Origin of the sequence: Roseibium sp. (assembly GCF_050301095.1) — a bacterium.
Classification (GTDB): domain Bacteria; phylum Pseudomonadota; class Alphaproteobacteria; order Rhizobiales; family Stappiaceae; genus Roseibium.
Window position 1 is genome coordinate 1 of sequence record NZ_JBNKYW010000081.1, and the last position, 3997, is coordinate 3997.

Here is a 3997-nt window from a genome sequence, read left to right on the forward strand (position 1 = left end):
AATCGGCCGCATGGCCCGTTGCATCGAGGTCTTCAAGGAAAGCTCCGTCGAACGCGAACGGCTCGCGGCCGAACGGAAGGTGGGCCATATCGCCCGCGAAAAACGCGAGAAGCTGATCGACTCGCTGATCGCGGCCTTCCGCTCCGAAGCCCAGACGGTGCTGGAGCTGGTGGAAACCAACATCGCCCGCGTCGAGGAAGTCTCTTCCGCGCTCAACGAGCGCTCCAATTCGGCCTCCGAGCAGGGGCAAACGGCGGTGGCGACTTCGGAGAACGCCTCCTCCAACGTACAGGCGGTGGCTTCCGCGACCGAGGAGCTGAACGCCTCCATCTCGGAGATCTCCCGGCAGGTCGAGACCACAGCGTCCATCGTCGCCCGCACCACCACGGCGGCGCAAAGTTCGAACACCAAGATTTCCGGTCTGGCGGAAGCCGCCAACAAGATCGGCGACGTGGTCTCGCTGATTTCCGAAATCGCCGAACAGACCAACCTCCTGGCCCTCAACGCCACCATTGATGCCGCCCGCGCGGTCGATGCCGGCAAGGGCTTTGCGGTCGTCGCCTCGGAGGTCAAGTCGCTGGCCGGCCAGACCGCCAAGGCAACGGAGGAAATCTCGGCGCAGATCGCGGCCATTCAGGCCTCCACGACCGAGGCGGTCGACGAGATCGGCCGGGTGTCGGAATCCGTCGAGGAGGTCAATTCCTATACAACCACGATCGCCGGCGCCGTACAGCAGCAAGGCGCTGCGACCGGCGAGATCTCGCGTAATGTTGCGGAAGCCGCCGACGGCACGCGCAGCGTGGCCGAAACCGTGGCCTCGCTGAACGAGGGCGTTGCGGAAAACTCCGCTGCCGTCGGCGACATGCTGACCGCGACCATCGAGATGAAGCAGCAGGCCGAACACCTGCGGGCTTCCGTCGAGAAATTCCTCTCCGAGGTTGCGGCCGCCTGATTGCAGGCATAATTACTTCCAGGGAATGGGCCTTCCGGTCAGACGGCCGGGAGGCCCAAAATTTTTGCAAGAGGAAAATGCCGTGACTGAGTGGCCGGATCTGGCGGGACGCCTGGACGCGGAAAGCCATGTACTTCCCGTGCGGGTCTATTACGAGGACACGGACTTCACGGGCATTGTCTATCACGGGGCCTATGTGCGTTTCTTCGAACGCGCCCGTTCGGACTTCCTGCGCCTGATCGGCATTCACCACAAGGAACTGGCAGACGGAGACCACGGTGTGTCCCTTGCCTTTGCCGTGCGCACCATGACCCTCGACTTCCGCAAGCCTGCCCGGATCGACGACATTCTGGAAGTGCGTACCGGCCTTGCCGAATACAGGGGCGCCCGGGTCCGGCTGGATCAGCGGATCTATCGGGACGGCGAGTTGCTGGTATTCGCGGACGTTACCGTTGCCGTGATCACCTCAGAGGGCCGCCCGACCCGGCTGCCGCAAATTCTGGCGGACAAACTTCTTGCCCATATGCCGGACGAAAGGCCCATGGATTGAACCACTTGAGGCCAAGTTGCCGCCGCCCGTCCCTTGACCATGGCAAAACACTTTAAAAAGAAAATTCCGCGTTAAGCTTGCGGTAACCTTAATTGATTCCTTTAGAGAGGGACTTGTTTGTTTGGCAAAGTCCCAGTTTTGACAAAATCAAACGTCAGAGAGGCGGCAGGTTAGAAGGGCCGTCCTCCTGATTCCGGCTCACGCTGGCATTGCCGGGCCGGTAATGCCGGACACCTGAAAGCACATCGGCGTCACACGGCCTAGAGGTCACTGAGTTTATGGAAACACTTGTCCAATCGACATTGGAAGCGCCCGCAGGCGACATCTCGTTCTTCTCCCTGTTCTGGCAGGCGCATGTCGTCGTCAAGATCGTCATGCTGGGGCTCATAGCCTCTTCCGTGTGGTGTTGGGCGATCATTGTCGACAAGGTCATGCTGATGGGGCGCACCAAGCGGCAGATGACCCGGTTCGAAACCGTGTTCTGGTCCGGGCAGTCCCTCGAAGAACTCTATGGAACGCTTCACAATCGCGTGAACTATTCCATGGCGGCCCTGTTCGTTGCCGCCATGCGGGAATGGAAACGCAGCCACGAGGGCGCGCGGCCTGCCATCGGCAGCCTGCAGCAGCGGATCGACAGGGTAATGGACGTGACCATTCAGCGCGAGGCGGACCGGCTGGAAAGCCGCCTGCTCATTCTGGCGACCGTCGGCTCCGCGGCGCCCTTCATCGGCCTCTTCGGCACGGTCTGGGGCATCATGACCGCCTTCCAGGCCATTGCCGCCTCCGAAAGCACCAACCTTGCCGTTGTCGCGCCGGGCATCGCCGAAGCCCTGTTTGCGACCGCGCTCGGCCTCCTGGCTGCTATCCCTGCGGTTATCGCCTACAACAAGTTCTCCTCCGATGTCGGCAAGGCGGTGTCCCGCATGGAAGGCTTTGCCGACGAATTCTCGGCGATCCTGTCGCGCCAGATCGACGAGAGGGGCTGAGCCATGGCCATGCAGGTCGGAGCCGGACAATCGGGCGGACGGCGCGGGCGGCGCCGGCGGCGGCATGCGCCCATGAGCGAGATCAACGTCACGCCGATGGTCGACGTGATGCTCGTGCTTCTGATCATCTTCATGGTGGCCGCGCCTCTGCTCACGGTCGGGGTGCCGATCGACTTGCCGGAAACCCGCGCCAAGGCGCTGGAAGGGGATACGGAGCCGATCACCATCTCGGTGAATTCCGCCGGTGAGATTTTCATTCAGGACACCCCCATCGCCATCGACGAAGTCGTGCCGAAACTCGAGGCGATCGCGGCCAACGGTTATGACGAGCGCATCTATGTGCGCGGTGACCAGGATGCCGACTACGGCACGATGATGAAGCTCATGGGACGGATCAACGCGGCCGGGTTCAAACGACTTGGTCTTGTCACTCTGGAAGAACGGGACTCGTAACGCGTCATGCGCGCAGGTCTCATCGCGTCTTTGGCCGGTCACACGGCCGTCTTGCTCTGGGGCTTGATTGCCTTTCCGGACGCGGAGAGCTTTACCGTGCCGCCCGTGGATTCCCTGCCGGTCGAACTGGTGCCCATCGAGGAACTCACGAAGCTCAGGATCGGGGAAAAAACAGCCGAGATCCGGGAAGTGGCGGCCGTACAGCCTGCCGAGAAACCGTCTGAGGAATTGCCGAAGCCGGCGGACAAGCCAGGTGAAAGCAAGGTAGAGCAACCCGCCCCGCCGACGCCATCGCCTCCACCGCCGCCTGCTCCCGTGCCCGAACCGACACCGGTCGCCGAGCCGGAGCCAGCACCGGACCCCGCGCCGGCACCGGAACCCGAACCTGCTCCGAAGGCGGAGCCCGCGCCCGCGCCCGAACCGGTGCCGCAGCAGCAGGCAGCCCCGGCGCCCCAGCCGATCATCACCAAGGTTGCGCCGCGCTCCAAGCCGACGCCGCCGAAGCGGGCTCCCGAGCCGCCGAAGGACGATTTCAGCAGCACGCAGATCGCGGCCCTCCTGAACAAGGTCGAGCCTGCGAAGCAGACAGGTCAGACGTCCCAGGAACAGGCTTCGCTCGGCTCCCGCAAGGGGCAGGAGAACGTGCGGATGAGCCAGTCGGAACTGGATGCTCTCAGAGGCCAGGTCGCACAGTGCTGGAGCCCGCCGGTCGGCGCGGTCGGTGCGGAAGACCTGAAAGTCCGGGTTCGGTTCAACCTGTCACAGAACGGCGAGGTTTCAAGCAGTCCGGAGGTCATGAACTCCAATGGAAACCCTGCTTTCCGGGCGGCGGCGAGCAGCGCGGTACGCGCAATCATGCGCTGTCAGCCATATTCTCTGCCGGTCGCAAAATATGAGGCCTGGCAGGAAGTGATCATCAATTTTGACCCGAGAGAGATGCTCGGGGGATAGTCCGGCCGGGCCGGACCGATTGTCGACAAGGGAGCTGTTTTGCTCATGCGTGGAGTTTTGAAAAAACGTTCTGTTTCAGCCCGCTGGAAGGTCTTGCGGCTGTTT

5 protein-coding genes are annotated in these 3997 nt (G+C 62.6%); all 5 read left to right on the forward strand.

Features of this window, described 5'->3' with window-relative positions:
• Positions 1 to 952 (forward strand): methyl-accepting chemotaxis protein (locus ACQY7U_RS07445; protein WP_428643223.1); only part of this gene is annotated, 952 nt, incomplete at its 5' end.
• Positions 953 to 1034: 82 nt separating this feature from the next.
• Positions 1035 to 1502, forward strand: coding sequence for a tol-pal system-associated acyl-CoA thioesterase (gene ybgC, locus ACQY7U_RS07450; RefSeq protein ID WP_428643224.1), 468 nt, complete (start codon positions 1035 to 1037; stop codon positions 1500 to 1502).
• A gap of 278 nt (positions 1503 to 1780) precedes the next feature.
• On the forward strand, positions 1781 to 2488 hold the full coding sequence (gene tolQ, locus ACQY7U_RS07455; protein WP_428643225.1) for a protein TolQ: 708 nt from the start codon (positions 1781 to 1783) through the stop codon (positions 2486 to 2488).
• Between the two features lie 3 nt (positions 2489 to 2491).
• Complete coding sequence (gene tolR / locus ACQY7U_RS07460) at positions 2492 to 2941, forward strand: protein TolR (protein ID WP_428643226.1); 450 nt, start codon at positions 2492 to 2494, stop codon at positions 2939 to 2941.
• A gap of 6 nt (positions 2942 to 2947) precedes the next feature.
• The gene (locus ACQY7U_RS07465; RefSeq protein WP_428643227.1) at positions 2948 to 3892 is read left to right on the forward strand and encodes a cell envelope biogenesis protein TolA; all 945 of its coding nucleotides are present in this window, start codon (positions 2948 to 2950) and stop codon (positions 3890 to 3892) included.
• Positions 3893 to 3997 lie beyond the last annotated feature (105 nt).

Coding starts and splice junctions, on each gene's coding strand:
- tolR (WP_428643226.1), top strand. CDS start 2,492: ATGGCCATGCAGGTCGGAGCCGGACAATCGGGCGGACGGCGCGGGCGG.
- ACQY7U_RS07465 (WP_428643227.1), top strand. CDS start 2,948: ATGCGCGCAGGTCTCATCGCGTCTTTGGCCGGTCACACGGCCGTCTTG.
- tolQ (WP_428643225.1), top strand. CDS start 1,781: ATGGAAACACTTGTCCAATCGACATTGGAAGCGCCCGCAGGCGACATC.